Origin of the sequence: Pseudomonas sp. Bout1 (assembly GCF_034314165.1) — a bacterium.
Classification (GTDB): domain Bacteria; phylum Pseudomonadota; class Gammaproteobacteria; order Pseudomonadales; family Pseudomonadaceae; genus Aquipseudomonas.
The window spans coordinates 5479324-5506269 of record NZ_JAVIWK010000001.1; the positions used below are offsets into that span (position 1 = coordinate 5479324).

Annotated in this window: 28 protein-coding genes and 1 pseudogene; 18 read left to right on the plus strand and 11 right to left on the minus strand. The window is 61.5% G+C overall.

Annotation, left to right across the window (positions count from 1 at the left end; genetic code table 11):
* Nucleotides 1-10: 10 nt before the first annotated feature.
* Nucleotides 11-781 (plus strand): helix-turn-helix transcriptional regulator, encoded by a 771-nt coding sequence (locus tag RGV33_RS25335; protein ID WP_322146984.1) that lies wholly within the window; start codon nt 11-13, stop codon nt 779-781.
* Nucleotides 782-884: 103 nt separating this feature from the next.
* The gene (locus tag RGV33_RS25340) at nt 885-1265 is read left to right on the plus strand and encodes a helix-turn-helix transcriptional regulator (RefSeq protein ID WP_322146985.1); all 381 of its coding nucleotides are present in this window, start codon (nt 885-887) and stop codon (nt 1263-1265) included.
* A 16-nt stretch (nt 1266-1281) separates the two neighbouring features.
* On the opposite strand, the gene RGV33_RS25345 is transcribed toward RGV33_RS25340, so the two are convergent.
* Nucleotides 1282-2220 carry a GlxA family transcriptional regulator gene (locus tag RGV33_RS25345; protein WP_322146986.1) on the minus strand — a complete coding sequence of 313 codons (939 nt, stop codon included), beginning with the start codon at nt 2218-2220 and terminating at the stop codon, nt 1282-1284.
* 115 nt (nt 2221-2335) lie between these two features.
* Between RGV33_RS25345 and RGV33_RS25350 the strand changes: the two genes are divergently transcribed.
* Entirely contained in the window at nt 2336-3130 is a 795-nt protein-coding gene (locus tag RGV33_RS25350) for an SDR family oxidoreductase (RefSeq protein WP_322146987.1), read from the plus strand.
* Between the two features lie 6 nt (nt 3131-3136).
* On the opposite strand, the gene RGV33_RS25355 is transcribed toward RGV33_RS25350, so the two are convergent.
* The 3 genes from RGV33_RS25355 to RGV33_RS25365 form a co-directional block, all read right to left on the minus strand.
* Nucleotides 3137-4519: an amidase family protein gene (locus RGV33_RS25355; protein WP_322146988.1), complete on the minus strand. Its 1383-nt coding sequence runs from the start codon at nt 4517-4519 to the stop codon at nt 3137-3139.
* 216 nt (nt 4520-4735) lie between these two features.
* The gene (locus tag RGV33_RS25360; RefSeq protein WP_322146989.1) at nt 4736-5518 is read right to left on the minus strand and encodes a hypothetical protein; all 783 of its coding nucleotides are present in this window, start codon (nt 5516-5518) and stop codon (nt 4736-4738) included.
* A 113-nt stretch (nt 5519-5631) separates the two neighbouring features.
* Nucleotides 5632-6690 carry an MBL fold metallo-hydrolase gene (locus RGV33_RS25365; protein WP_322146990.1) on the minus strand — a complete coding sequence of 353 codons (1059 nt, stop codon included), beginning with the start codon at nt 6688-6690 and terminating at the stop codon, nt 5632-5634.
* Between the two features lie 124 nt (nt 6691-6814).
* Between RGV33_RS25365 and RGV33_RS25370 the strand changes: the two genes are divergently transcribed.
* From RGV33_RS25370 to RGV33_RS25385, 4 genes and pseudogenes are all read left to right on the plus strand, one after another.
* Nucleotides 6815-7435 (plus strand): TetR/AcrR family transcriptional regulator, encoded by a 621-nt coding sequence (locus RGV33_RS25370; protein ID WP_322146991.1) that lies wholly within the window; start codon nt 6815-6817, stop codon nt 7433-7435.
* Between the two features lie 187 nt (nt 7436-7622).
* Nucleotides 7623-8681 carry a diguanylate cyclase gene (locus RGV33_RS25375; protein WP_322146992.1) on the plus strand — a complete coding sequence of 353 codons (1059 nt, stop codon included), beginning with the start codon at nt 7623-7625 and terminating at the stop codon, nt 8679-8681.
* 51 nt (nt 8682-8732) lie between these two features.
* Nucleotides 8733-9554: pseudogene (locus tag RGV33_RS25380) on the plus strand (methyl-accepting chemotaxis protein); the annotation flags it as partial.
* A gap of 79 nt (nt 9555-9633) precedes the next feature.
* On the plus strand, nt 9634-10149 hold the full coding sequence (locus tag RGV33_RS25385; RefSeq protein WP_322146993.1) for a DUF1003 domain-containing protein: 516 nt from the start codon (nt 9634-9636) through the stop codon (nt 10147-10149).
* Nucleotides 10150-10169: 20 nt separating this feature from the next.
* Here RGV33_RS25385 and RGV33_RS25390 read toward each other — a convergent pair whose 3' ends face one another.
* Nucleotides 10170-11054 carry a LysR family transcriptional regulator gene (locus tag RGV33_RS25390; protein WP_322146994.1) on the minus strand — a complete coding sequence of 295 codons (885 nt, stop codon included), beginning with the start codon at nt 11052-11054 and terminating at the stop codon, nt 10170-10172.
* Between the two features lie 80 nt (nt 11055-11134).
* Here RGV33_RS25390 and RGV33_RS25395 point away from each other — a divergent pair, with 80 nt between their 5' ends.
* Both RGV33_RS25395 and RGV33_RS25400 read left to right on the plus strand, forming a co-directional pair.
* Nucleotides 11135-11830 carry a CTP synthase gene (locus tag RGV33_RS25395; RefSeq protein ID WP_322146995.1) on the plus strand — a complete coding sequence of 232 codons (696 nt, stop codon included), beginning with the start codon at nt 11135-11137 and terminating at the stop codon, nt 11828-11830.
* Nucleotides 11827-12150, plus strand: a complete 324-nt coding sequence (locus tag RGV33_RS25400; RefSeq protein ID WP_322146996.1) for an antibiotic biosynthesis monooxygenase — start codon at nt 11827-11829, stop codon at nt 12148-12150. Before RGV33_RS25395 ends, RGV33_RS25400 begins: the two co-directional genes overlap by 4 nt.
* 217 nt (nt 12151-12367) lie before the next feature.
* Here the strand turns inward: RGV33_RS25400 and RGV33_RS25405 are convergent, their stop codons facing one another.
* Nucleotides 12368-12691 (minus strand): DUF2025 family protein, encoded by a 324-nt coding sequence (locus tag RGV33_RS25405; RefSeq protein ID WP_322146997.1) that lies wholly within the window; start codon nt 12689-12691, stop codon nt 12368-12370.
* 232 nt (nt 12692-12923) lie between these two features.
* Here RGV33_RS25405 and RGV33_RS25410 point away from each other — a divergent pair, with 232 nt between their 5' ends.
* Nucleotides 12924-14081, plus strand: a complete 1158-nt coding sequence (locus RGV33_RS25410; RefSeq protein ID WP_322146998.1) for a glycerophosphodiester phosphodiesterase — start codon at nt 12924-12926, stop codon at nt 14079-14081.
* Nucleotides 14041-14721 carry an AraC family transcriptional regulator gene (locus RGV33_RS25415; RefSeq protein ID WP_322146999.1) on the plus strand — a complete coding sequence of 227 codons (681 nt, stop codon included), beginning with the start codon at nt 14041-14043 and terminating at the stop codon, nt 14719-14721. Before RGV33_RS25410 ends, RGV33_RS25415 begins: the two co-directional genes overlap by 41 nt.
* On the opposite strand, the gene RGV33_RS25420 is transcribed toward RGV33_RS25415, so the two are convergent.
* Nucleotides 14713-15591: a sterol desaturase family protein gene (locus RGV33_RS25420; protein WP_322147000.1), complete on the minus strand. Its 879-nt coding sequence runs from the start codon at nt 15589-15591 to the stop codon at nt 14713-14715. The genes RGV33_RS25415 and RGV33_RS25420 overlap by 9 nt on opposite strands.
* Before the next feature lie 140 nt (nt 15592-15731).
* Here RGV33_RS25420 and RGV33_RS25425 point away from each other — a divergent pair, with 140 nt between their 5' ends.
* From RGV33_RS25425 to RGV33_RS25440, 4 genes are all read left to right on the plus strand, one after another.
* On the plus strand, nt 15732-16037 hold the full coding sequence (locus RGV33_RS25425) for a PepSY domain-containing protein (protein WP_322147001.1): 306 nt from the start codon (nt 15732-15734) through the stop codon (nt 16035-16037).
* A 185-nt stretch (nt 16038-16222) separates the two neighbouring features.
* On the plus strand, nt 16223-17398 hold the full coding sequence (locus RGV33_RS25430) for a GAF domain-containing sensor histidine kinase (RefSeq protein ID WP_322147002.1): 1176 nt from the start codon (nt 16223-16225) through the stop codon (nt 17396-17398).
* 100 nt (nt 17399-17498) lie between these two features.
* On the plus strand, nt 17499-18521 hold the full coding sequence (locus tag RGV33_RS25435) for a transporter (RefSeq protein ID WP_322147003.1): 1023 nt from the start codon (nt 17499-17501) through the stop codon (nt 18519-18521).
* A gap of 214 nt (nt 18522-18735) precedes the next feature.
* On the plus strand, nt 18736-20352 hold the full coding sequence (locus RGV33_RS25440) for an inorganic phosphate transporter (protein WP_322147004.1): 1617 nt from the start codon (nt 18736-18738) through the stop codon (nt 20350-20352).
* Nucleotides 20353-20442: 90 nt separating this feature from the next.
* Here the strand turns inward: RGV33_RS25440 and RGV33_RS25445 are convergent, their stop codons facing one another.
* The 3 genes from RGV33_RS25445 to RGV33_RS25455 all read right to left on the minus strand — a co-directional run bounded on the left by RGV33_RS25445 (nt 20443) and on the right by RGV33_RS25455 (nt 23127).
* Nucleotides 20443-21417, minus strand: coding sequence for a biotin-dependent carboxyltransferase family protein (locus RGV33_RS25445; RefSeq protein ID WP_322147005.1), 975 nt, complete (start codon nt 21415-21417; stop codon nt 20443-20445).
* Nucleotides 21414-22292, minus strand: coding sequence for an allophanate hydrolase subunit 1 (locus RGV33_RS25450; protein WP_322147006.1), 879 nt, complete (start codon nt 22290-22292; stop codon nt 21414-21416). Before RGV33_RS25450 ends, RGV33_RS25445 begins: the two co-directional genes overlap by 4 nt.
* A gap of 76 nt (nt 22293-22368) precedes the next feature.
* Nucleotides 22369-23127 (minus strand): 5-oxoprolinase subunit PxpA, encoded by a 759-nt coding sequence (locus RGV33_RS25455; protein WP_322147007.1) that lies wholly within the window; start codon nt 23125-23127, stop codon nt 22369-22371.
* Nucleotides 23128-23233: 106 nt separating this feature from the next.
* On the opposite strand from RGV33_RS25455, the gene RGV33_RS25460 reads away from it, so the two are divergent.
* On the plus strand, nt 23234-24151 hold the full coding sequence (locus RGV33_RS25460) for a LysR family transcriptional regulator (RefSeq protein WP_322147008.1): 918 nt from the start codon (nt 23234-23236) through the stop codon (nt 24149-24151).
* Here the strand turns inward: RGV33_RS25460 and RGV33_RS25465 are convergent.
* On the minus strand, nt 24148-25044 hold the full coding sequence (locus RGV33_RS25465) for a LysR family transcriptional regulator (protein WP_322147009.1): 897 nt from the start codon (nt 25042-25044) through the stop codon (nt 24148-24150). The genes RGV33_RS25460 and RGV33_RS25465 overlap by 4 nt on opposite strands.
* Before the next feature lie 112 nt (nt 25045-25156).
* On the opposite strand from RGV33_RS25465, the gene RGV33_RS25470 reads away from it, so the two are divergent.
* Both RGV33_RS25470 and RGV33_RS25475 read left to right on the plus strand, forming a co-directional pair.
* Nucleotides 25157-25915: an SDR family NAD(P)-dependent oxidoreductase gene (locus tag RGV33_RS25470; protein ID WP_322147010.1), complete on the plus strand. Its 759-nt coding sequence runs from the start codon at nt 25157-25159 to the stop codon at nt 25913-25915.
* Between the two features lie 57 nt (nt 25916-25972).
* On the plus strand, nt 25973-26881 hold the full coding sequence (locus RGV33_RS25475; protein WP_322147011.1) for a LysR family transcriptional regulator: 909 nt from the start codon (nt 25973-25975) through the stop codon (nt 26879-26881).
* Nucleotides 26882-26946 lie beyond the last annotated feature (65 nt).

Below are 26946 nucleotides of genomic sequence, written 5' to 3' on the forward strand. Positions count from 1 at the left end.
AAGCAGCCCCATGCGCAACATTTCCATCGCTCAACTGGACCTGACGCCTCGTACGGTAGTGGCGATCGGCACCGACTATCCCCACGGCTATCTGCTCAAGCGCCACAGCCACCGGCGCGGACAGTTGTTGTATGGCGCCACCGGGGTGATGCAAGTCGGTACCCATGAAGGCAACTGGGTTGTGCCGCCGCAACGCGCAGTGTGGATTCCCGCCCATGTGCCCCACGAAGTGCTGATGCTCGGGGTGTCGACGCGCAGCCTGTATATCGAACCGCATGCCATCACCGACTTGGGCGCCAGTTGCCAGGTCATCAGCGTTTCGCCTTTGATGCGCCAGTTGCTTATTGAAGCGGTGGAGATGCCCCTTGAATACGACACTGGCGGGCGCGACGGTTCCTTAGTCAGCCTGCTGCTGCATGAACTGGCCCGTGCCACGCACTTGCCGCTGCATATCCCGTTGCCGGAGGAGCCACGCTTGCTTGCCTTGTGCCTGGCGTTTCTGCAGCAGCCGCACGTGCACCAGTCACCTGTGCAATGGGCGGAACAATCGCACCTGAGCCTGCGCACTTTCAGCCGGCATTTTCGCCAACACACCGGCCTGAGTTTCGTGCAGTGGCGCCAGCGCGCCTGCGTGGTGCAAGCCCTGGCACGGTTGGCCAGCGGTGAAAGCGTCACCCGCATCGCCCTGGACTTGGGCTACGAAAACCCCGCGGCTTTTTCCAGCATGTTCCGACGGGTGCTCGGTCACTCACCGAGTACCTATCTGGAAGGCGCGAAATAGAGCGGCGGGTACCTTATCGAAAAATCCAGTTGATGAGCGGTCAAAACAACTGTACAAAAACACAGTATAGTTAGTCCTCCCCCGTCGAACCTGGAGAACCCCCATGTCCTCTCTGGCAATGAGCAGCACCGTAGAACAGCAGATCGTCCTTCACCAATTCACCCCACGCCACAGTGTGCAGGCGCGCCTGATGCTGGGCTGGAGCCGGGAAGACCTGGCCCGGGAAGCGGAGGTGGACGTGGACGCCCTCCAGCGTCTTGAAAGCCATGGCGATGTGGACGATGAGGTCCGCCTGAGTGTGGCGTTTCGTCTGGAGGCTGAAGGGCTGGTGTTTTTCCCGGGGTTTGCGCCGGGGTGGGGGATGAGTGTGCGTGGTGGCGCCAGCGCCGCAGCACAACCCACTCCTAAAGGGATCATCTCCCGGTTTCTGGATTCAACAGCGGCATCGATTGATCCAACAATACCTCAGCCCAATGGTGCGTAGCGTCCAGGCCCTGCATTCATGCCTGCAGCTGCAACGCCCGGCGGATCATTTGTGGCGGCTGGCCAAACGCCCGTAAAAAGGCCCGACGCATGCGCTCCGGGTCACCGAAACCCGTCTCTCGGGCGACGACGTCGATGGAGTGGCTGCCAGACTCGAGCATCAGGCGCGCCGCTTCAATGCGCAGGTGTTCAACCGCCTTGGCCGGAGACTGACCGGTTTCGGCGCGAAACAGCCGGCTGAACTGACGCGGGCTGAGGTGCGCCGCTTCGGCCAGTTGTTCTACCGAGAGGTCTTCACGCAAGTGCCCCTTGGCCCAGGCAAGGGCGGTTTGAACACGATCGGATTTGGGGTCCAGTTCCAGCAGCGCAGAAAACTGCGACTGGCCACCGGCACGGCGATGGTAGACCACCAGTTTTTTCGCCACATCGCGGGCCACTTCCACGCCCAGGTCATGCTCTACCAGGGCCAGGGCCAGATCGATGCAGGCGGTCATCCCCGCAGACGTCCACAGGGGACCATCGACGGTGAAGATCCGGTCTTCCTCCAGCTTCACATTGGGGTAGCGCTGGCGAAACGTCATGGCGTGGTACCAGTGGGTGGTTGCCTTGCGCCCCTCTAACAGCCCGGCCGAGGCCAGGTGGAACGAGCCGGTACAGGTCGACGTGACCCGACGCGATGCCGTCAACGACTCCTGCAAATAAGCCACCATGCCGGGTGTGGGCTCAAGTAATTCGTTGTCTCCCAGCACCACGATCGTGTCATAGGCCTGCTGCCCAAATGCCAGGCTATCAATGGCAAAGCCCATGGAGCTTTTAATCGGCCCACCCTGCTCCGACAGCAAGTCCACTCGGTAGAACGGATGCCCCACCACGAAGTTGGCAAATTCGAACACGCTGCTGGTGGACAGGCTGAGCACCTGGAAACCTTGAAACAGCAGAATACCGACGGACACCATGGCCAAACCTCATGTCTTTAAAAGAGGGATATATGACATTGCGGCCACCACATTACACCCATAATCTTGGTTGCAACAAGGCCGATCCTTTGCCCGGCCATTTGGAGCAACTGCCATGTCACAACACAAAGGTTATGCCCTGATCACCGGCGCCTCGTCGGGAATAGGCGCGGTGTATGCCGACCGCCTGGCGCACGCGGGCTACGATTTGATCCTGGTGGCCCGCAATCAGCACCGCCTGGAGCAACTGGCAACTCGCTTGAAGGCCAGCACCCAGCGTGACGTTGAAGTGGTTGCAGCCGACCTCAATCTGCCAGCCGACCTGGCGCGCATCGCCCAGCTCGTGCAAAAAGACAACCGCATCAGCCTGCTGGTAAATAACGCCGGGGTGGGGGCCACGGCGTCGCTGCTGGAGTCGGATGCCGACAAAATGGACGCGATGATCCTGCTTAACGTACTGGCGTTGACTCGCCTGGCCAAGGCGGCGGCAACCAATTTTGTGGCTCAGGGTCGCGGTACGATTATCAACATTGGCTCGATTGTCGCCCTCGCTCCCAAAGTGCTCAACGGTGTATATGGCGGTACCAAGGCCTTCGTGCAGGCGTTCAGCGAATCGTTGCAGCATGAACTGAGCGACAAGGGCGTGGTGGTGCAGGTGGTGCTGCCAGGCGCCACTGCCACGGAGTTCTGGGACATTGCCGGCCTGCCCGTGAACAACCTGCCCGAAACCATGGTAATGACCACCGAAAACCTGGTGGACGCCGCCCTGGCGGGCCTGGCCTTGGGGGAAACCGTGACGATCCCGTCACTTCCAGACAGTACTGATTGGGCTGACTACGAAAGCGCGCGGCTGGCCCTCGGTCCGAACCTGTCGCACCGTGAACCTGCCGCTCGTTATGGGCTGAAGTGATACGGATTAGCGCAGGCCAGCCATAAATGCAGGCTTCCTGATTGCCTGGGAGGCCTGCTCATACCCGTAGGCGACCGAAAGCAACGTAGGCTCGCTCAAGCTCGCGCCATAAAAGTGAACCGCGGTCGGCATACCGTCATCATCCATGCCCGATGGCACGGATATACCGGGGTAACCGGCTGCCGCGCCGTAGTAGTAACTGTGCGAGAGGAAGTTCGACACGATGGCGTCGAGCTTGTGTTCGGTCAGTGGTGTGTTGATGGTGCCCTTGAAGATCGGGCCAATGTCAGCCCACAATTCTTCCCGCACGTGTTCGCTGACATCAAGGTCTCTAATCATGGTGAGAAGCCTTTGGTCGGGAACACCTGGGCCGTTGTTGCGCTCATTGAAGTCAATCAGCTCAGACAGCGATTTCACCGCAAGCCCCTCGCGCCCGGCGAGGTAATCCTCGAGCTTTTGCTGCACATCCGCGTACAGGGCCAGCCCATAACTGTCATAGGTGTCGTCCGACAAACCCTCGGCCAACCGCCCTACGGGCACCATTGTTGCGCCTTTGGCCTGCAGCAACTGGATAGCGTCTTCAAAGTGCTGACGGTCTGCTCTTTTAGCCGGGTCGCTGGCGTCATCAGCCGATAACTCGGGCAACGGCGTGTAGCCAATGCGTTTGCCCACCAGGGAATCAGGCCCGAGCCCAACGGTGTAGAGGTTCGTCTGGGTCATGGCATTGAGTGCTTGCGCAGCGTCACGCACGTTTCGGGTAAAGGTGCCCACGGTGTCCTGGCGTGAACTCGTCATCACCCCTTCAGTACTCACCAGGCCTTCGGTGGGCTTGAAACCAACGACACCGTTATAGGCCGCCGGTGTAATGATCGAGCCGTTGGTTTCGACGCCCAGTGCCAAGGGCACAATCCCTTGGGCGACTGCTACCGCCGAACCGGTACTGGAACCCGCCGCCTGGCCACTTAACCGATGAGGGTTGAGTGTTTGACCGCCCCTGGAACTCCACCCGTCAAGCGGCGTGTCCGAGCGAAAGTTGGATAACTCGCTCATGTTGGTTTTTCCAATAATCACCACGCCGGCCTTCAGCAGGTTGTCCACCACCTTGGCATTCTTTGACGCGGGCCTGCCCACCAGCGCCATTGAGCCACCACTGGTCTGCATCTTGTCGCCCGTTTCGAACACATCTTTAAGCGCTATCGGAACGCCGTGCAGGGGCCCGCGCACTTTGCCTTCGGCACGTTCCTGATCCAGTTCACGGGCTTTTTCACGAGCGTCAGGGTTGATTTCAATGAACGCATTAGCGCCCTGCAAACCCTTGTCCATGTTAGCGATCAGTTTCAGCGAATCCCGCACCACCGAGCCCGAATTGGCACCATTGGGCCGGTTCATGTCCGCCGCCAGGTCCTCGGCGCTCCTATAGGCCTGCGGCGGGTTTGTCACCGCATCGAAAAGGCCGGCTCCCCATCCCGCCCCCACACTGGGTCCTATCATAAATGCCCCTAACCGTCTGAATATTGGAGATACCGGACGATATCCTCGGTTAAGTCTAAGAAGCGGATCATTCAATGACTCGGGGTTAGTTCTTGCAGGCGCGTACGATCAATCTCACGGTGGAGTAGGCATTTGAAGGTGCCCTAAAACATTGCGGCAGCCCAGCACCAGCGCCGCCAGACGCTCTGCGGACCAATGCGCACCATAGAACCAGATAACCGTTGAAACCCCATCGGCGCCCATGCCAACCGGCACACGAAAGCTTGGGTTGCCTGCCGTGGATGCTTGATGAAAGGCGGTACTTTGGGCATCGGACACCAACCCATCCAGCCGATTTTCCGCGACCCGGTCGTTAATCTCGTTGCTCGAATCCAGGGTGAAATGACGGGCGTTATCCGTGACAAGCGCCTGCACCGGCACTAGCTCCGCACCGGCCATGCGCAGTGCGTTGAGTACGCGGGCAAACTGCGCGCTGTGCTGGATCGTTTCCCGAACACCACCGGCAACACACTCGCAGGCAAACCCGATACGGCTGCCTGCCAACGACAGTGTGCTTCTCCATTGCCCCGCATCAGCGACCGGCGGGACCTGCACCATCACCGGCCCCTCGGGGTCAACGCCGTTGAGCGCGATCAGTGATAACGAGGGGTCGCGTACGGTACGCATCATTGGGCCGGGCATCTCGAACCTGGGCCCATAACCGTTGATGGCACCAAACTCAAGGCTGCCTGAGTACGCAGCAGAATTTACGATTGCACCGTCGGCGTCGCTACCAAATACCACGCCCTTGCTGACTGTTGGGGCACAAGGCAGAGGAACAGAACTGTCCCCCAAGACTGATTGTTTGAACAGGCACGGCGCGCCCGACGCTGTGACCTTCCGACTCTTTTCGTCCATACGCTCCCACGCCTCGAAACAGATTTTCGAAGAATGATTGCATCCTTTCACCGCAACTGATGTAGGACAGAAACGCCTTGCAACTCAGCGCCGGGGTTGCAGCTAAATAGCTATCACCCGCCGACGTGCTGCTCGTTACCGGCATGCTCCACTTCCAGCCACCAGGCGTGCCCGCGCTCCGGTTGATTGAGCATGAAGGCCTGCCCCATCGCCGGCGTAGTGATCGATACATTGCGCTCCCACGCCAACGCCATGATGCGGTCGAAGGGTTCGTGCCACGCGTGAAACGCCAGGTCGAACGTGCCGTTGTGGATAGGCAGCAGCCAGCGCCCCTTCAAGTCGACGTGCGCTTGCAGGGTTTCTTCCGGTTGCATGTGAACGTGAGGCCAATCGACGTTGTAAGCACCGGTTTCCATCAGGGTCAGGTCGAACGGACCATACTGTTCGCCGATACGCTTGAAGCCTTCGAAATAGCCGGTATCACCGCTGAAAAAAATCCGCCGTGCACCGTCGATCATCACCCACGAGCACCACAGCGTCTGGTTGCCATCGAACAGGCCACGCCCGGAAAAATGCTGGGCCGGGGTTGAGACAAACCGAATGCCGTCGACTTCAGTGCCCTGCCACCAATCCAGCTGCCGCACCTTGCTGGCGTCCACGCCCCACTTCACCAACGTATCGCCCACGCCCAGCGGCGCGAGAAAGTAGCGGGTCTTGTCCGCCAGTTGCACCACCGCCTTGTGGTCCAGGTGGTCGTAGTGATTGTGGGAAAGGATCACCGCCTCGATCGGCGGCAGGTCCTCAAGGCTGATGGGCGGCTGGTGGAAACGCTTGGGGCCGGCCCAACTGAACGGCGATGCGCGTTCGGCGAACACCGGGTCGGTCAACCAGAACTTGCCGCGCATTTTCAGCAGCACCGTGGAATGCCCGAGACGAAAAACGCTGTGGTCGGGGGCGGCAAACAGTTGTTCGCGCGTCAGCGGCTGCACCGGGATCTCACCCATTGGCCGCGTGCTGCGGGGCTTCTGGAAGAGCATCTTCCACATGATGCCCAGGGTCTTGCCGAAGCCGCCATGCTGGATGGGCTGTTGATTGGTGAAGTGACCTTGCTGCTGTTCTGAAGACTTGGGCGCTGTAGAAGAACTGTCGAGACGGGTTGAGATCGTGGCCATTACCGAGGAACTCCTGCAGACTGCTCAAAAAATTACACTGCACAGTGTAGTTTCTAGATTGCAACAAAACCGGGAGCAAGTAAACTACCGAGTGTAAGTTTCCCCTCAGAGCCGAAATCGCCCCATGACTGCACCTCAGCGCCTCACCGACCGTAAACGCGAAGCCATCGTGGCAGCCGCCATCACCGAGTTTCGCGACAACGGTTTCGAGGTCACCAGCATGGACAAGATCGCCGCCACCGCAGGCGTTTCCAAGCGTACGGTGTACAACCACTTCCCCAGCAAGGAAGAACTGTTTGCTGAAATCCTGCACCAGTTGTGGGCCAGCAGCGTCGCGCAACTGGACGTCAGCTACGCCAGCGACCGCCCGCTGCGCGAGCAACTGCGCGGGTTGCTGCAGGCCAAGATGACGATGATGTCGGACGCCAACTTCCTCGACCTGGCCCGTGTGGCGATCGCCGCCACCATCCACTCGCCGGACCGCGCCCAAGACATGGTCAACCGCCTGAGCAAACGCGAAGAAGGCTTCACCCAATGGGTGCGCGCCGCCCAGGACGACGGCCGACTGAGCTGCACCGACCCATGCTTCGCCGCCCACCAAGTGCAAAGCCTGCTCAAGGCCTTTGCCTTCTGGCCCCAGATCACCCTCGGCCAGCCGACCCTGGACGCCGATGCCCAAGCGAACGTCATTGAGTCGGCCATCGACCTGTTCCTGGCAGGCTATGAGGTCGTGCCGCAACACTGACCTGTTGCAGGAACGACATCCAAGGTCGTTTTTGTCTGATTCGCCACGTGTCCTTTGCAAATGGCCTCGAAGGACACTGATTATTCCTACGCGAATAACTGACAATATTCACACGTATTATCCGCCCAGTGGTTTTCTCGATCACGTGTGCCGTCGCACCTGCAAAAAAGAATCGACCCAGGAATCTATGGAAAACCAACGAGGCAAAGGGCTGTCATTTGCCAGGCGTATCTACAGGCCAAGGATCATCGGCCTGGGCATCGGCTGCATCAGCGTCACCGCGGCGCTTTACCCGCTGCAAATGCCAGGCTGGGTCTGGGCGTTGCTGCTGTTCAATGGTTTTGGCTGGGCCCACCTGGCGTACCAACTCTCGACCCGCTCCAACTTCCCCTACAAGGCTGAACGGCGAAACCTGCTGTACGACTCGTTGCTTGGCGGGTTCTGGGCGGCTACCACTCAGTTCACGCCTCTCACGGCCGTGACCATCCTGTCGATGATGACCATGAACAACGTCGCCGCTGGCGGCAAACGCCTGTTCCTGCATGGCATCGTGGCGCAATTGGTGGGAGTCGGCGTGTCATGGCTGTTGTTCGGGGTCACGTTCAACCCCGACGTCAGCCTGGTCCAGGTCTACGCCTGCCTGCCGATGCTGACTTTGTACCCGATGGCGCTGGGCATGGTCTGCTACCGCCTGGCGATCAAACTGTCGGAGCACAAGCGCGCCCTGAGTGCCCTGAGCCGCACCGACAGCCTCACCGGCCTGCTCAATCACGGTTCGTGGAAAGACCTGCTGCACCTGAAATTTCACAAGTGCCAGCAGCAACACGTCCATGCCACCATCGCACTGATCGATATCGACCACTTCAAGCAGATCAACGACCGCTACGGGCACATCATCGGTGACCAGGTGCTGCGCCAACTGAGCCTGGAGCTGCGGCGCAACCTGCGGGAAAACGACCTGGCCGGGCGTTACGGCGGCGACGAGTTCTGTGTGATTCTTCCGGACATGCCCCTGGAACAGGCCGCGCAAGTCATGGAGCGTATGCGCGAGGTATTCAACAACCACCGTAACCCGCAAATCCCCGAGCTGCGGGTCAGCCTGAGCATCGGCCTGGCCTCGTTCCAGAGCGCCTTCACCGACGCGGCCATGTGGCTCAACGCAGCGGACCGCGCGCTGTACGCGGCCAAGGACACCGGCCGCAACCGGGTCAATATCAGCGACTACGGGGTAGCCCATAGCGCCTGAATCCTGCCGGCTGCACCTCGTCTGTATTAAACGCGACCGTCGGTCCTACGGGCCAACGATAATTTTCTCAAGGCCATGGGCTATAACGCCGACCAAGTCGTGAGCCAGTCCCACCGCCTGTTTTGCACCCCCGCATTCACCCGCAGCGCCGAGTACGGTCAGCTGTGGACGCAGCTGCGCAACGGCAAATTCCAATCGGGCACCTTCGAGCGGGTGACCAGCAGCGGCCAGCCAATCTGGCTGGAAGCCAGCTACAACCCGGTGTACGACGCCAGCGGGCGCCTGTGCAAGGTGGTCAAATACGCCTCCGACGTCACTGCCATGGTGGAGAAACACGCCGGCGACGCGCACAGCGCCACCCAGGCCTATCACTTCTCCCTGCAAACCCGGGACATCGTCGAAAAAGGCGCCGAGGTGATCCAGCAAGCCGCCACGGGCATGCGTGAGATTGCTACCAATATCGACGGTTCTTGCGCGCTGATCGCCAAGTTGGGCGAGCGTTCGCAGCAGATCACCGCCATCGTCAACACCATCCGCGCGATTGCCGACCAGACCAACCTGCTGGCCTTGAATGCTGCCATCGAAGCCGCGCGAGCAGGTGAACAGGGGCGCGGGTTTGCGGTGGTGGCCGATGAAGTGCGGCAGTTGGCGGCACGCACCAGCGGCTCAACGGCAGAAATTTCCTCGATGATCGAGATGATCCAGGCCGAAACCCTCCTGGCCATCGACAGCATGGACGGCACTCGCGACCGCGCTGCCCAGGGCGTGGAGCTGGCCGACCAGGCCGGCACGGTCATCCTGCAGATTCGCGCAGGCGCCAGCGAGGCAGTACAGGCCGACAGTGCGTTTGCCAATGAGCAGCGCAACAGGTAAGCGACAGGCTTCTTCATGTGCCTGGTCGAGGGCTCGGTCTATAGTGGTGCCTGTCTTACGCCACGGACTCGAGCCCGCCATGACCCCGGATAAACCTGAAGCCAACGTTGACCACCTGCGTTTTCACCGTAAACACGCCCACCTCGGGCCAACCTTCGGCAACGATACGTTTGCGCTGAAAGCCGAAGCCTTCGCGCGCTTCTTTGGCACGCCGACGTTTCTGGGGGCGCAAACGGCGATCGTGATTTTGTGGGTCGTGCTCAACATGACCGGCGTCACGCACTTTGACGTCTACCCGTTCATCCTCTTGAACCTGGCGTTCAGCCTGCAATCGGCCTACGCCGCGCCCTTGATTTTGCTGGCCCAAACCCGCCAGGCCGCTCGGGACAAGGCCCAGTCCGACGCCGACGCCCAGCACCGCGAAGCCCTGGCCGTGGCCAACACCGAACGCCAGGCCCAGGCGGCGCAGACCACCAGACAGCTGCTGGAATTGCTGGAACAGAACACCAAACTCACCGAGATGACCAAGCAACTGACCGAGCGCATCGAAGGGCTGACCACCGAAATGCACGAACAGTTCGTGCGCAAACCCTAGCCCTCCACCAGCGCCTGTCGTTAGTGCTGCGGCAAGCGCACATGCTGGCCCAACTGATCAAATAACGTGACCACCGAGCGCAACGCCCGGCAATCGGGGCGCGTCAGCAGCCACAATCCCGTGTCGTGCCCCGTAAGCGGCAGGCTTAACGGTTGCAGGCCCACGCCCAGCAGGTAATCCGGCAACGCGGCTACGCCAAGCCCCGCGCGCACCAGTTCGGTCACCGAGACCATGCTGTTACAGCGATAGGCCGGCAACACTCCCGGCAAATGCTGGCGCCGCCACGTGACAGTGGGATGATCCGGCAGGAACTCATCCGGCGCGATCCAGCTCTGGGTGGCCAACTCCTCGTCCTGATGCTGGCGGGCATAGTCGGCGCTGGCGCACACCCGATACGACACGGTGCCCAGGCAACGCCCTACCAGATGCTCAGGCGGTGCCTTGGTCAGGCGCAGGGCAATATCCGCGTCGCGCCGGCTGAGGTTGGCAAAGTCATTGGAGGTGCTCAGTTCCAGGGTCAACGCCGGATAATTGGGCATGAACTGCGCCAGGGCGGGCAGCAACAGAGCTTGCAACACCGAATCGGTACAGGTCAGCCGCACCGTGCCACTGATCACTTCACCGCCCTGCTCCACTCCCACACGTGCCGCTTCCAGCGCCTGTTCGGCACGCTCGGCCTGCTCGGCGAGGGTGGTGGCCAAGGTGGTGGGCAGGTAGCCGGCGCGGCTTTTTTCGAACAGCGTCTGACCCAGCGCTGTCTCCAGCCGCCGCACCGCGCGAAACACGGTGGACACATCCACCCGCAACAACGCCGCCGCCCGTGCAAGCGTGCCGCCCCGCACCAGCGCGAGGACCAGGGAAAGGTCGGGGTAGTCGACTTGATAGTGCGTGGCTGCATTGAGCATGTGGGCTGACGCCAATATTGATTGCGCAGACGCCAATCTATAGTGAGCGCCAGGACTCAACAAGCCACGGAATAACCTCAATGAATAAAACCACCCTGCACCTGGCCTTGATCGGCGACTACGATGCGCAAGTCACCGCACACCAGGCCATCCCCTTGGCGTTGCAACAGGCCGGCGAGGCGCTGGGCCGCACGGTGCGGTTCGACTGGCTGGCCACCGACACGATCAAATCCACCGAACAATTGCAGCACTACGACGGCTTCTGGTGCGTCCCCGCCAGCCCCTACCGCGACCTCGACGGCGCCCTGCTGGCGATCCGTTACGCCCGCGAACAACGGCGCCCTTTCCTCGGCACCTGCGGCGGTTTTCAACACGCGGTGCTCGAATACGCCCGCAACGTGCTGGGCTGGGCCGATGCCGAGCATGGCGAACTGGCCCCTGTCTCGCCACGTGCGGTGCTCACACCGCTGACCTGCGCGTTGGTGGAGGCGACTGCCACCATCCGCTTGCTGGCCTTTACCCGCATCGCTGAGGCCTACGCCACCCTCGATATTCATGAAGGCTACCGCTGCCGCTATGGGATCAATCCCGAGTTCGCAAGCGCACTGCTGGAGGCCGACCTGATTGCCAGCGGCCATGACTCGGAGGGCGACTTGCGCGCGGTGGAATTGCTGGACCATCCGTTTTTTGTCGCGACGCTGTTCCAGCCGGAACGTGCGGCACTCAAGGGCACCACTCCGCCGCTGGTGATTGCGCTGCTCAAGGCCTGCGTATGATCGCCGAGACACCCAAGCCGCCGTACTACGCGGTGATCTTCAGTTCCCTGCGCACCGAAGGCGACCAAGGCTACGGGCAGGCCGCCAACCGTATGCTCGAACTGGCCCGGCAACAGCCTGGGTTCCTCGGCGTGGAATCGGCCCGTGGGGAAGATGGCTTGGGCATCACCGTGTCCTACTGGCAGAGCGAAGCCGCGATCCTGGCCTGGAAGCAACACGCCGAACACACGCAGGTGCGCGAACAGGGCCGCTCTACCTGGTACTCGGCGTGCCACACGCGGGTGTGCAAGGTAGAGCGGGCTTATGCGTTCGAACGCTGAAACATCAACCTATGTGCAACACTGGGCAAGAGGGAGTCCAGAAGTGTGGGAGCTTCTGTGGCGAGGGAGCTGCTGTGGCGAGGGAGCTGCTGTGGCGAGGGAGCTTGCTCCCGCTGGGCTGCGAAGCGGCCCTAAAAAAAACGGAAGCGCTGCGCACTCCAGCGGGAGCAAGCTCCCTCGCCACAAAAAGTGCTCCAGCCGCAGGGCAATGCGGCACTCAACTGACCAGACTGCGCACCGCACTGATCTGTGGAATCTCCACCCGGCGCATGTACACCCGCAGCGGTTCGGTGATGTTGATGCGATCGTCGATATTCTGGTCGAGCAATAACTGGATTCGCTCGCGGGACAAGGTCATGGTTTGCTCGTCAACCGGCTGCCAGACAAATTCTGCGGTCGGGATGATGCCGTCATCGGCCACGTCCATGCCAAAGGAGTCTTCGCTGAAACGGACAATGTAATGGCCAGTCTTGCGGTTCAAGCCGACAAACCCGTGCAGTTGGTCGGCGGCCTGGCAGATAAGCTCGGAGGTGATGCGCATGGTAAACCTCACTGAAAAGTCCTACTTGGACTGGAAAGATGGTTTACACGCGTGGCAGAAGAACCTGCCCTCTGATGGGGCAGCTGATGGCAAGAGTACTGCATAGCACAGCACAAAAGCGCAGAAAAATAGCCGGTGAACACGTTAATGTCGGTTTGGTGATAGCGCCTTTCGCATTCAATTGTTAAAAAGGAGCCCTTCTCAAAGTTACCTCCACGAAAGGACTTCGCATATGCCTGTCACGTTTACCAAGAGTGCCCTGCTGCTGGCCCTGATGCTGGGCCTTGGCCACGCACAGGCGGCAAGCCCGATCAGCCCTACCGAGTTGGCCACCAACGAAGGCATTCCGCACCCCGCGGTCATCGCCCACCGTGGCGCCTCCTTCGATGCACCGGAGTCCACCGCAGCCGCCTACAAAGTGGCGCGTGACCTGGGTGCCGACTACCTGGAGATGGACCTGCAACGCAGCAAGGACGGCGTGCTGTTCGCCCTCCATGACAACAACCTGCAACGCACCACCGACGTTGCCACCAAGTTCCCCGAGCGCAAGGACAGCCCGGCCAACGAATTCACCTGGGCCGAGCTTAAAACCCTCGACGCCGGCAGCTGGTTCAACGCCGCCTACCCGGAGCGCGCACGCCCTGGCTTCGTCGGCTTGAAAATCCTGAGCCTGGACGAAATCATCAAGATCGCCGAAGGCAACCCGCAGCACAAACCAGGCTTGTACATCGAAACCAAAGAGCCGAAGCAATTCCCGGGTATCGAAGCCGACCTCAAGAACAAGCTGCTGGATAAAGGCTGGCTGAGTTCTACCGGCTCCAACCAGGCCCAGAAAAACATCGGCGTCGGCCAGGGCAAGGGCCGCGTGGTGCTGCAGACCTTTGAGAAGGACAGCCTGAAAGAACTGCAAAAAGAGATGCCCAACACCCCGAAAATCCTGCTGCTGTGGGTGGGTGAAGGCAGCATCGAACCGAAATCCAAGGTGACCTTCGCCGAGTCCGGCGAGCCGAGCAAAGCCGCCTACTACGCCAAGCAGGAGCCCAAGGACGCCGCCGAGTTTGAAAAGTGGATCGACGAGGCCAAGAGCCTGGGCGCCATCGGTACCGGCCCTTCGGCACAGTTGACCAACTTGGGCGACCAAAGCTATTCCGACCTGGTCAAACCCGAGATGAACCAGTTGACCCACGACAAAGGCCTGCTGGTGCACGTGTACACCGTGGACGAGCCGGTGGACTTCGACAAGGTGATGAAAGCCGGCGTCGATGGGATATTCACCAACCGCGCCGCCGAACTGCTGAAGTACTACAAGCGCTGGCCGTCCTCGAGTGTTTCGGACCTTCTGCAGGACCATGGCTATGGAAAGCTTCAAGCACCTGTGGTTGGGTCGTGATTACGGCCTGATCCAGGGTACACCCGGGCCTACCGCGCCCCATGCACACTATGCCTATCAGTTGATGTTCTCTCAGGGCGGGCCGATCACGGCCAGCCTTGATGGCCGTGTCACCACGGCCCATCACCTGTTTATCCCCTCAAGAATGCCCCACGCCATCCTCCACACCGACTGTGAGGTGGTGACGGTGTTTGCCGAGCCCAGCGCGTTCGACCTCGCCCCCCTGCAAGCCGCCCTGGCCGATAGCGAACTGTCGCTGGAAGCACTCGACTGCACGCTGCGCCAACTGCCCAGGCGCGCACTGGAAGACGCCCGCGTGGAGCGCGCACTGTTGGCGCTGGACCAGCAACTGAGCGGCAAAGTCTCGGCCCACGCGCTTGCGCAGGCGGCCCATGTGTCGTTGAGCCAACTGGAGCGCTTGTTCGCCATTCAATTGGGGTTGCCGGTGCGCCGCCTGGTGCTGTGGCGGCGCTTGCGTGTAGCGCTGGGCCTGGCGCTCGGTGGCAGCACCCTGACCGAAGCAGCCCATGGCGCCGGGTTCGCCGATTCGGCGCATTTTTCCCGGACCATGAAACAGCTATTCGGCGTCACGGCCGGGGCGTCGTTGCGCAACCTGCAACTGACACCGCTGCTACCGTAGATCGGTGGGAAGCGGCGGCTCCTTGCTCAACTGCACCGTCCTGAACGGATCGCGCAACTGCGCCATATACTCCAGCGGAAAATCCGGCCGGCTGCCAATTCCCAGGTCGCCCTGCGCCATTGAATAGTCGTGGCTGTAAAACGCCGTGCCCAACAGCCAATCCCACAGATTAAAAAACAAGCCGAAATTAACATCCCCAGCCCGTCCATATTTCATGTGATGAAAACGATGCACTGGTGCCCAGGCGAACACCCAGCGCAATGGTCCCAGGCGCATGTCGACATTGGAATGCTGCAACAGCAACTGCACGGCAATCGCCAGGGCCAGCAGCAGCGCCACCTCCGTGGGAATGCCCAGCAGGATCAACGGTGCCAGCCCGGCCGTGGCTTCAAGCATCTGGTGCAATGGATGCTTCATCAAGCCATTGAAACCGTACAACCGCTGCACGCTGTGATGCACCGCATGCAGGCGCCACAATGCGGCAACTCGGTGGCTGGCGTAATGCATCAGGGTAATGCCCGCGTCCGCGATGAAGATCGCCAGCAGCAATTGCGCCCAGAGCGGCCATGCACGCGGCCATACACCGTCGAAGGCGAGCAGTGCGGTCAATACCGGCAAGATCAACAAGCCCAGCGCATTCAGGGCTTCATTAACCAACGCGTGAATCATGTCGCGCCGACGATCACCCTGGTTGCGATTCCACTGCGGTTCATAGGGCAAGTACCACTCCGCGATAAACGACACCGCCACCGCCGCGACAAACACCAGCCCCAGCCATAGGGGTGCGTCCATCTGAACCAGCCACAGCGCCCACCCGATAAACCCCAACCAGAACAAAGGTGCATACACCCAGGCCATTATCTTTTTCATCTGTGCCTCCCATGATTGAGACGCCAGCATGAAACCCCGCACTCGTCGCCGATTGAACAAACGGCGCAATTTTAAGGGTGAGTTAAGTTGCGCTGGTTAACCTGATCCCACTTAAACAGCTCACCCCAAAGGATCACCCGATGAAAAACCTGACCGCTCTGTTCGCCGCTGCCGCCCTGACCGTCACCGCCGGTTTCGCCCAGGCCGATGTTCGCCCGGACCAGATCCCAAGCCTGCTCAAGTCCGGCGCCGTGATGGACTTTGAAAAACTCAACGCCAAGGCAGTGGCCCAGCACAAAGGCGCGACCATCGTAGACACCGAACTGGAAGACAAGGCCGGCCGCCTGGTCTACGAGACCGAACTGCGTGACACCAGCAACGTGAAGTGGGACGTGAAGCTGGACGCCAAGACCGGTGAAATCCTGGAAAACAAGCAAGACACCTGAGTTGAACCGTAAAAATGCCGCGCCGCCTTCGGGCCGCGCGGCTTTTTTATGCGCGTTGGTCGCCTTCAAGAGTAATTAGTCTAATTACCGTGAACGAATTTGTACCTTGGGCCGCCAAGCTCGCTAGAATCCCATCCATCAGCCAAGGCACATCGCCAGCCGCATCAGGATCGAGACCGTTCGCCATGGGGCAAAAAGCCGTCGACATTGCCACCATTGGCCGAATCAGCGCTGTACCGGCGATTCTCCAGGTGATCAGCGAAATGACCGGCCTGCGGTTTGCCGCCGTAGCACGGGTTACCGACGATACCTGGACCGCCTGCGCCGTGCTCGACCGCCTGGATTTCGGCCTGCCGGTCGGTGGCGAGTTGGACCTGACCACCACCCTGTGCCACGAAATCCGGGGTTCCCACATCTCGATCGTGATCGACAAAGCCAGCGAAGACCCGCTGTACCGCGACCACCACACGCCGCGCATCTACCAGTTTGAAAGCTACATCTCGGTGCCGGTATTCCGCACCGACGGGCGCTTCTTCGGCACCATCTGCGCCCTGGACCCGAACCCGGCACAACTGCGCAACAGCACCATCCAGTCGACCATGGAGTCGTTTGCCCGGGTGCTGTCACTGCAAATCGAAGCGGAAGAAAGCTTCCAGCAGACCGAGGCCGACTTGCAGCAGGAGCGGGAAACCGCCGAACTGCGGGAACAGTTCATCGCCGTGCTCGGCCACGACCTGCGCAACCCGCTGTTCGCGATCAACGTCGGCGCCGAGCGCCTGTTGCGCAAACACCCGGACCCGGCCACCGACACCCTGGTACGGCACATGCTCGCCAGCGGCCGCCGGGCCTCGCAGTTGGTGGAAGATGTGCTGGACTTTGCCCGTGGCCGAATGGGCAGCGGCATCCCGGTGAACATCGGTGAATGCTCGGGGCTGGAAGCCACCTTGCAGCACGTGGTGGATGAAGTGCAGAACGTGCATCCAAAGCGGCTGATACGCGCCCTCATCGGCAACCTCCACGGGGTGCATGGCGACCGCGAGCGGCTGGGGCAATTGCTCTCCAACCTGGTGGCCAACGCCATCAGCCACGGCAGCCCCGAAGGCCCGGTTGAAGTCAGCGCGCAGGTCAACGCCGGCACTTTCGAACTGACGGTGAAAAACCGTGGGCTGATCAGCGACCAAGCCATGCCCCTGCTGTTCCAGCCCTACTCCCGACCGACCGGCGCCCTGCCCCAGGCCGGGTTGGGCCTGGGTTTGTACATCGTCAAGCAGATCGCCGACGCCCATGGCGGGCGGCTGGACGTCTCTTCCCACGAGCAGCACGGCACGGTGTTTACCTTCAGTTTGCCCGCCGGCGATTGACGCCCATCTCAAACGGTCACAAAACCGTCAAATCCAGTTGCCATGATGCGCTCAAGTGAACCTGTGAAATCTCCTACAGGCACTTTCCCTGCGAGCCTCCATGAACCACAGCATCGACCACAGCCACCAGGACTCCGACCTGTTTGGCTTGCTTTACGGTTTTCGTTTTCGCCCCGGTGAAAAGGCCGAACAGATTGACTCAGCCACCGCCCTGGCGGCCTTGCAGCAACCCGGCGACCCGGAAGAGTTCCTCTGGTTGCACTTGAACCTGGCCCACGCCGCCTGCGAGCGCTGGATGCAGGCACACCTGAACCTGCCGGAAGAGTTCTTCGAAGCCTTGCACGAAGGCTCACGTTCCACCCGCATCGAACACGTGGATTCGGCCTTGCTGGCGGTGGTCAACGACGTGGTGTTCAACTTCAGCAGCATGGTGTCTTCAGACATCTCCACCTTGTGGGTGTGTGCCCGCAGCCGGCTGCTGATCAGCGCGCGCCTGCAACCGCTGCACTCGGTGGACAAACTGCGCTCTTCAGTGAAGGCCGGCGAACGCTTTCGCTCGCCGCTGGAACTGCTGGTGCATTTGCTGCGCGACCAGGGCGAAGTACTGACGCAAATCGTGCGCAAGACCAGCCTCAGCGTTGATCAAATCGAAGACCAGTTGCTGTCGTCGCACCTGTCTACCAACCGCGCCGAACTGGGCGCCGCGCGCCGGGTGCTGGTGCGCCTGCAACGGCTGCTGGCGCTGGAACCCGGCTCGTTGCTGCGGCTGCTCAACCGCCCGCCCCAATGGTTGCAGAAAGAAGACGTGAAGGAGCTGCGCAAATCCACCGAGGAATTTGCGCTGATCATCAACGACCTGATGGCCCTGGGGGAACGGATCAAACTGTTGCAGGAAGAGATCGCCGCCAACCTCAACGAACAGAGCAACCGCACACTGTTCACCCTCACGGTGGTGACGGTGCTGGCGTTGCCGATCAACATCATTGCCGGCTTTTTCGGGATGAACGTCGGTGGTGTGCCGCTCTCCACTGACCCGGAAGGTTTTTGGATTCTGGTGGCACTGGTGGCAACCTTCACCCTGATCGCCGGACGCTGGGCGTTCCGCAAGCGCAAGGATTATTGAATTTGAAATGCGATCAATCTGGGAGCTGGCTTGCCTGCGATAGCGGTGTATCAGTCACCACCGCTATCGCAGGCAAGCCAGCTCCCACATTTGATCGGCGGTGGTTTATAGACCAGCGGCCATCTCAATTCCGTAAACACTGATTTACCGCAGCATCTCTGTAACATTCTGCAACGATCATGACCGACATCCTCCCCACACTGGATGCTCCGGCATGGCCACCCCTTCCCTGACTGCCTCCGCACACGCTTCCACCGCCGATCCCAAACCGCGCCTGGACAAGAAACCCGGCCTCGTGACGGTGATCATTTTCTTCGCTGTGCTCGCCATGGGCCTGCTATTCACCGCCTACAGCCTGATGCACGACATGCACGAACTGGGCACGGTGGTCACTACCTGGACCCCGTTCCTGCTGCTGGGCGTGGCGCTGTTGATCGCCTTGGGTTTTGAGTTCGTCAACGGCTTCCACGACACCGCCAACGCCGTGGCCACGGTGATTTACACCAACTCCCTGCCACCGCACTTTGCGGTGGTATGGTCGGGCTTTTTCAACTTCCTCGGCGTGCTGCTGTCCAGCGGCGCGGTGGCGTTCGGCATCATCGCCCTGCTGCCGGTGGAGTTGATTTTGCAGGTCGGCTCCTCCGCCGGTTTTGCGATGATCTTCGCGCTGTTGATCGCCGCAATCCTGTGGAACCTCGGCACCTGGTGGCTGGGTTTGCCGGCCTCCTCCTCCCACACCTTGATCGGCTCGATCATCGGCGTCGGCGTGGCCAACGCACTGATGCATGGCCGTGACGGCACCAGCGGGGTGGACTGGGGCCAGGCGATCAAGATCGGTTACGCACTGCTGCTGTCACCCCTGATTGGCTTCGCCTTCGCCGCCTTGCTGTTGCTGGCGCTGCGGGCCTTCGTGAAAAACCGTGCGCTGTACAAGGCTCCCAAGGGCGACACCCCGCCGCCATGGTGGATTCGCGGCATGTTGATCGCCACCTGCACCGGCGTGTCGTTCGCCCACGGTTCCAACGACGGCCAAAAAGGCATGGGCCTGATCATGCTGATCCTGGTGGGCACGCTGCCAATGGCCTACGCGTTGAACCGCACCATGCCGGCCGGTGAGTCATTGCAGTTTGCCGCCGTGGCCGAAGTGACCCAGGCCGCCCTGGTAAAAGCTGCGCCGCAACTGGCCCCCGCCGACTCGCGCGCCACCTTGTCGACCTATGTGCGCACCAAGGAAGCCACGCCAGAACTGCTGCCCGCGCTGGCCAATATCACCGGGCATATCGGTGAAGAAGTGAAGAGTTATGGCTCCCTCGCCGCCGTCCCCGCCGAGGCCGTAGGCAACGTGCGTAACGACATGTACCTGACCAGCGAAACCATCCGCCTGATGGACAAGGGCAAGGTCGGCAACTTCGACGCCGACACCCAGAACAAACTGCAACTGTTCAAGCAACAGATCGACAACGCCACGCGGTTTATCCCGCTGTGGGTCAAGATTGCGGTGGCCATTGCGCTGGGCCTCGGGACCATGGTCGGCTGGAAACGCATCGTGGTGACGGTAGGCGAGAAGATCGGCAAGACCCACCTGACCTACGCCCAGGGCGCCTCGGCCGAGATGGTGGCGATGCTGACCATTGGTGCAGCGGATATGTATGGCCTGCCGGTGTCCACCACCCATGTGTTGTCCTCGGGTGTGGCCGGGACCATGGTGGCGAACGGAGGTGGCTTGCAGATGAAGACCATCCGCAACTTGCTGATGGCCTGGGTGCTGACATTGCCGGCGGCGATCCTGTTGTCGGGCAGCCTGTACTGGCTGTTTACCAAGCTGTTCTAGCGCCCTGTAGGAACCGGCCTGCCGGCGATGGCGGTCTTAAGGTCTATACAAGACTCAAGGGCCTCATCGCCGGCAAGCCGGCTCCTACAATTAATCGGCGAACAGCCCGCCCATCACCTTCAACCGCTTCTTGTACACCCGCCGCGCCTCCAGCGCTTCCTCCAGCGTCACCGCCACAAACCCCGCCCGCTGGTTCGGTTGCATCTGCCCGATCAGATCCAGGTCGGCGCTGATCACCGTGCCAATCATCGCGTAGCCGCCGCCCGATACCGCGTCCCGATGCAGCACGATCGGCTCCAACCCTGCCGGTACCTGGATCGAACCAATGGGGTAGCAACTGTCGACGATATTCGACGGATCAGACCCGGCACCAAACGGCTGCTCCCGTGGTTGAAAACTCAACGCGCTGCCGCCCTTGAAGCGATAGCCAATGCGGTCGGCCTCTGAACCAACCGTCCAGGGTTCGGCAAAAAAGCTGTTCTTGGCACCCGGCGTCAACCGCTCGTAATACAGCCCCGGCACCACCCGCAGCGTCACGTCCCCGCCCACCGATTGGCGCAACGCCATGGGCAAACTGTTGCCCGCCCGGCCTTTGCCGCTGGCCTCGCCCACGGGCAATTCATCGCCCACCACCAGCCGCCGCCCCTGAAACCCACCCAACGCACCCAGGGTGTAAGTGGAGCGACTGCCCAACACCACCGGCACGTCGATACCACCGGCCACCGCCAGGTAAGTCCGCGCGCCGGCCTTGGGAAACTCAAAACGCAGTACTTGCCCGGCACGCACTTCAAACGCGGTGTCCTGATGCACCACCACACCGTCCAGGCGCGGCGACATCAACGCGCCGCACAACGCGACCAGGGCATCGCGCTGAAACTCCAGTTCCGGCCCGATCAACGTACATTCCAACCCGGCGGCACCGGCCGGGTTGCCCACCAGGTGGTTGGCCGCGCTCAACGCGTATTGGTCCAGCGCGCCGGACGGCGGGATGCCGAGGTGGTAATAACCTTCACGGCCCAGGTCCTGCACCGAAGTGGCGAGGCCGGGTTTGAGTACCTTGATCATGCCAGCGCCTCCTGCAGGGTTTTCGGGTAACCGATGGGGTCGGCGAGAAAGGCGTCGAGGGAAAACTCTACCGGGCGGATGCGCAGGTCAAAACGTCCGGCGTCCACTTCTGCGACCGCCAGGTCATAGGCGTCGCGATCCATCGGTTTGAACTGCACGATATCGCCGGGACGGAAGAACACCATGTGCTCTTTCAAGTAAGCCAATTGCTGTTGCGGGTCGTAGATCGGTGCCGGGGTGACGCCAAACATCTGGTAACCGCCAGCGCCGCGTACCGAATAGATACAGCCGAAACAGCCGCCGTGGCCGAGGGTCAACTTCGGCGTATCCGTGCGCGGGCGCAGGTACTTGGGCACCTGCAACTGCCGCTCGCGCTCGACCATCTGGAACATGAACGGCAAACCCGCCACAAACCCCACCATCGAGACAAACCACGGCGCGCCACTGTGGGCCGCGATAAACGCCTCCACATCCGCCAGGCCGTTGATGCGCGCTGCGTATTCCAGGTCGGTGCCGGTCGGGTCCTGATGGCGGTCGCGAAAGCGCATCAGGGTCTCCAAGGTCCAGGGGTCGTTGTACAGCACCGGGATTTCGATGATGCGGGTGTGCAAGGTGCGCTCGGCCACAGCCAGAGCTTCGGCGCTTTGCACAGCGTCGAGCAGCACGTGGGGCGCGATGCGGTCCGGGTCGAAGCGAATCTGGAACGAGGCGTTCGCCAGGCAGACGTCCAGTACACCGTTCAGGGCCAGGCGTTCCACCGCGCGGGTGACGGCCATGCCCTTGAAGAAAGCCTCCAGGGACATGCTCTCGCTGACCTCGGCAAACAGGTGTTCATCACCGCCAAAGCTGTAGCGGATCGGGGAAGATTCAGCCATGTCTGTTCCTCTTGGAATCATTGTAGAAAGGCAGGCAAAAAATCAATCAGACCCGGTGTCTGGGCACCGGTGTCGGTCAGCGGTGTGTGTGCACTTCGATGCCCGCCTGATCCAGCGCTTCACGGGTGGCTTCCACCAGTTCAAGGGCGCCGGGTGTGTCGCTGTGCAGGCAGATGGAGTCGAATTCGATAAACAGGTCTTCGCCTTCGACGGTACGCACCAGCCCGGTCTGGCAAGCCCGCAGCACCCGCGCCGCCACCGTCGCCGGATCCAGCGCCCGTACAGTGCGGGTAAACACGATGGACCCCGACAGATCGTACTCACGGTCGGCGTAAAACTCCCGCACCACCGGCTGGCCGAGTTCGTTGGCAATGCGCCAGATCACCGAATTGGGCATGCAGTACAGCAATAACGTGGGCTCCAGGCGTTGCAGGTTTTCCACCAGCAGCCGCGCCGCTTCTTCGTCCCGCGCCAGGTGCATGTACAACGCGCCGTGGGGCTTGATGTGTTGCAGCGTGAGGCCCTGGGCCCGGGCGATTTCCCGCAGGGCGCCGAGTTGGTAGAGCATGTCGTCCACCAGCTCCTGGGCCGGGGCGTTGATGTGGCGACGACCAAAACCCACCAGGTCACGAAAGCCCGGATGCGCGCCAATCGCCACGCCCAGTTGCTTGGCCCGCTCGACCGTGCGGCGCATGGTGCCCGGGTCGCCGGCGTGAAAGCCGGTGGCGATGTTGGCCGAGCTGATGTAGGCCATCAGTTCACTGTCGACGCCATCGCCAATGGTCCAGGGGCCGAAGCCTTCGCCCATGTCCGAGTTGAAATCCACTGCCTGCATCGGGGTTGCTCCGTTGAAGTTCATCCCATGGAAATTAGGCTGCGGCTTGACCCCTTGGGAAGATCTATTATCAGATGGGTCATCTTCTGAAAATCAGATACCCGCCATGTCGCTGACCCTGCGCCAAATCCGCTACTTCGTCGCCACCGCCGAAATCGGCCAGATCTCCCAGGCGGCGATTCACCTGAACATCTCCCAATCGGCGGTGACCACCGCGATCAAGGAGCTGGAAGCGATGCTCGGCGCCCAACTGTTCGTGCGCTCGGCCCAGGGCATGAGCCTGACCGACGCCGGGCGGCATTTTCTGAACCGGGCCTACGTGATAGTGCGCAGCGTCGACGATGCGCTGAACAGCCCGCTGCCGGACTACCGCGCCAGCGGCGTATTGCGGGTAGCCGCCAGCTATACCGTGCTCGGCTACTTCCTGCCGCACCACTTGCAGCGCATGGAACACTGGCACCCGGACGTGACCATCGAGGTCTTCGAACAGGAACGCCAGGCCATCGAACACGGTTTGCTCAACGGCCAGTTCGACATGGCCGTGGTACTCACCGCCAACCTTACCCACCCGGATATCGTCTCGGAAATCCTCTTCAACTCCGAACGCCGCCTGTGGCTGCCCAGCCATCACCCGTTGTGCGAACGCCCCGCCGTCAGCCTCGCGGATGTAGCCCGGGAGCCGTACATTTTCCTCACCGTCGACGAAGCCGAACAAAGCGCCATGCGTTACTGGGAACAGGCCGGGCAAACACCCACGGTGCGGCTGCGCACCAGTTCTGTGGAGGCGGTGCGCAGCATGGTCGCCAACGGCAGCGGCGTGGCGATTTTGTCGGACCTGGTGCATCGCCCGTGGTCACTGGAGGGCAAGCGCATCGAAACCGTGAGCGTCACCGACAAGGTCACGCCGATGAGCGTCGGCCTGGCCTGGCACCGCGAGCGTGACTTCACCCCGGCGATGCAGGCGTTTCGGGATTACTTCCACGATGCATTCCTGGCGCCGCAGCAGTTGTCGGCCCGGCGTTAAAGCTGGGACTGCAACGTGGCGGCCAGCCAGTCCATGAACACCCGCACCCGCAGCGGCAAATGCCGTTGGCCGGCGTACAGCAAGGACACGTCCAGTGCGGGGGCCGGGTAGTCCGGCAGCACTGCCACCAACTCGCCACTGGCCAATTGCTCGCGAATGCCCAGCGCAGGCACCTGGGTCAGGCCGAACCCACCGATACACGCCGCCCTGTACGCATCCGTGCTGTTGACCGTGACCCGGCCGGCCATCGGAACCCGGTACACCTTGTTGCCGATTTGGTATTCGAACCCCGCAGAACGTGAGCCCAACGGGCGTACGTAATGCACCAATTGATGGTCGGCCAAATCGGCAAGGGTCTTGGGCACGCCATGGCGTTGCAGGTAAGCCGCACTCGCGCAGTTGATCATCGGCATGCTGCACAATAAGCGGGCTACCACCGACTGGTCCGGCTGCGCACCGACGCGCAACACGCAGTCGAAACCTTCCGCCAGCAAATCAACCTGACGGTCGGTGCTGCTGATTTCCAGCTCGATCAGCGGGTGTAGGTCCATGAATTCCGGCAAGCGCGGCAGGATCAATTCCCTCGCCATCACGTTGGGCATGTCCACCCGAATTCGCCCCGCCAACTGCGCTTCATCCTGGCGAAACAAACCTTCCAGCTCTTCCATGTGCGACAGCAAATCCTTGCTGCGCTCGTACAGCACGCGGCCGTCCTGGGTCGCCTGGACCTTGCGCGTGGTGCGCTGCAACAGGCGTGCGCCCAGTAACTCTTCCAGCGCCTGCACATGCTCGGAAACCGTGGAGCGCGGCAAGCCCAAGCTCTCGCCCGCCTGGGTAAAACTCGACAGTTCGGTGACGCGCACGAAGGTACGCAGCAACTCTAATTTGTTCATGGGATTGTTCGCCTTATCCGGCCAGTGATTCCGGTATAGCGCTGTTTATCACGTTATGGCCGGACAAATACACTCAGTCCCACGAACAATCACACACTCCGAGGACTTGACCATGACCCGTAAAATCGCACTGATCACCGGCGCCAGCCGCGGCCTGGGCAAAAGCGCTGCGCTGCATCTGGCCGCGCAAGGCGTCGACATCATCGGCACCTACAACCGCGCGGCGGACGAAGCCCAGGCGGTGGTCGCCCAAGTTGAAGCGCTGGGCGCCAAGGCGGCCATGCTGCAACTGGACGTGAGCCAGAGTTCGACCTTTGATGCGTTCAGCGCCCAGGTCGGCTCGGTGTTGCAGAACGTGTTCGGCCAGGCGCACTTCAACTTCCTGATCAACAACGCCGGGATCGGCGCCCACGCCAGCTTCGCCGAAACCACCGAAGCGCAGTTCGACCAACTGGTGGCGATCCACTTCAAGGGCCCGTTTTTCCTGACCCAGAAACTGCTGCCGCTGATCAGCGACGGTGGCCGCATCATCAACATCTCCAGCGGCCTGGCGCGCTTCAGCCTGCCGGGTTACGCGGCGTACGCCTCGATGAAAGGCGCGGTGGAAGTGCTGACCCGCTACCAGGCCAAGGAACTGGGCGCTTGCGGGATTAGCGTCAACACCCTGGCCCCCGGCGCGATTGCCACCGACTTCAGCGGCGGCGTGGTGCGCGACAATCCGGACGTGAACGCCATGGTCGCCAACAACACCGCCCTGGGCCGCGCGGGCTTGCCAGACGACATTGGCGGGGCGATTTCCACCCTGCTGGCCGACGGCAGCAACTGGATCACCGGGCAGCGGGTCGAGGCCTCGGGCGGGATGTTTCTGTAACGCGCTCAGATTCTCCGCTAGCATCAATGCTTTCGGATACCTGACAGGCAATCACCCATGAGTTTTGACCCAGGACTGGCCGGTGGCATGGGCGTACTCGCCGCTGTGGTCGACAGCGGCAGCTTTGCCCGCGCCGCCGATAGCCTGGAGATGACGCCTTCGGGCGTCAGCCGGGCCATTTCCCGGCTGGAAAAACGCCTGGGCATTCGCCTGTTCGACCGCACCACCCGCTCCGTGCAATTAACCGACGAGGGCCGGCGTTTCTACCAGGAAATCGCCCCGCTGCTGGCCGGCCTGGAAGAGGCCGCCAGCTCGGCGGCAGACAGCGCCCTGACCGTGCGCGGGCGGCTGCGGGTGAACATCGACCCGTACTTCTCGCGGCTGGTGCTCGGGCCGGTGCTCGGTGAATTCATGAGCCAATACCCGCAGCTGCAGTTGGACCTGCACACGCGGGATCAACTCGGGGACCTGGTAGCGGATGGCTTTGACCTGGCGATCCGTTTTGGCATTCCGCAATCATCCTCGTTGATCGCCCGCAAACTGATGGACGTGCGAGTGCTGACGTTGGCCTCGCCTGAGTATCTTGAACGGCATGGCCGCCCCTCCCACCCACTGGACCTGGAAGACGGCCAGCACGTGTGCATCGACTTTCGCGACTCCCAGACCGGCCGGCCGTTTGGCTGGGAATTCCACCGGCGCGGCGAGCAGGTCAACGTCACCACCCGCGGGCGGCTGGTGGTCAATGATGCCGGGACCTTGTACAGCGTGTGCGAACACGGGCATGCAGTGGCGCAAATGCTCGACCTGGGGCTTGCACCTGCGCTCGAGTCGGGCGCGTTGGTCGAGCTGTTTCCCGACTGGCCCGACGAGCGCTTCCCGTTGTACGCCTTCTACCCATCGCGGCATTTGCCGGCGGCCAAGGTGCGCGCATTCCTCGACTTTGTCAGCGCGTTAAAACTCACCTGACTTCCCCCCGTAGCAGCTGTCGAGCCCAAGCGAGGCTGCGTAAGCCGCGCCGCCGATCCCGATGG